The 782-nt window shown below is 30.1% G+C and carries 1 protein-coding gene; it reads right to left on the reverse strand.

Annotated features, from left to right (window positions below; genetic code table 11):
* Positions 1 to 199 precede the first annotated feature (199 nt).
* Entirely contained in the window at positions 200 to 739 is a 540-nt protein-coding gene (locus AB3I00_RS14555; RefSeq protein ID WP_368025608.1) for a hypothetical protein, read from the reverse strand.
* Between the last annotated feature and the right edge of the window lie 43 nt (positions 740 to 782).

Raw genomic sequence — 782 nt, forward strand, 5'->3', positions numbered from 1 at the left:
AACTCCAATTTCTTGTTTCCCTTCTTGCAATTCCTGAACATTCGCTTTCAAGTCTTTTACTAAACAATCAATAATTTCTTGTTTCATACCTAATTTCCTCCACGCAACCTTGTAACCTTTTGATTAAATAGTCGTTTTTTTTTAAGATGTATAAAAAATTAGCACTGTTAGCTTTATTTTCTCTTTATCTTTTATTCTTCTACCATTCAACTAAATATCCATTTTGAATCTTCCATTCAAACCAATCCCCAAAATCTTGTTTGACATATAAATTTGCTTCTTCATCCACCGAATCAAGATAAGTAAATTTCCCTTTTGGTCGAGCGTATACACCAATCCAAGTCACAAAATCCCCTTCAAAAGAACTATCTATCTCATAGCCTTTTTCATATAAAAATTTTCTCACTTCTTCTTTCAGAACTTCTTTGCCATCCTCAATACCATTCTCCAATTTTTTTGTGTCATCTTTCACCAATAAAAACGTATGGTATTCAGTCATAAAATCAGATCGTTTTTCTTCCCAATAAAAGAAAAGACTACGACTTTTACTATCTATTTTTTGACACAAACATTCCGAAATACAACATTTCAAATGTCTAGCAATAACAAATTGTTTTTCGCATTTTTCTATTATGCAACAAATCCTTCTTTGCAAGCAATATTGTTCCTTTTCATACATTAATTCAAATACTTCCAGATTTTTTATAATGTCTCTCTCTTCAAACATTATTCTATCCATATCAATTATGTTTTGTTTTACTTCTCTTACAAGTTGTTCAACC

Origin of the sequence: Enterococcus sp. C76 (assembly GCF_040886985.1) — a bacterium.
In the GTDB taxonomy this organism is placed as follows: Bacteria; Bacillota; Bacilli; order Lactobacillales; family Enterococcaceae; genus Enterococcus_B; species Enterococcus_B lactis.

Coding starts and splice junctions, on each gene's coding strand:
- AB3I00_RS14555 (WP_368025608.1), bottom strand. CDS start 739: ATGGATAGAATAATGTTTGAAGAGAGAGACATTATAAAAAATCTGGAA.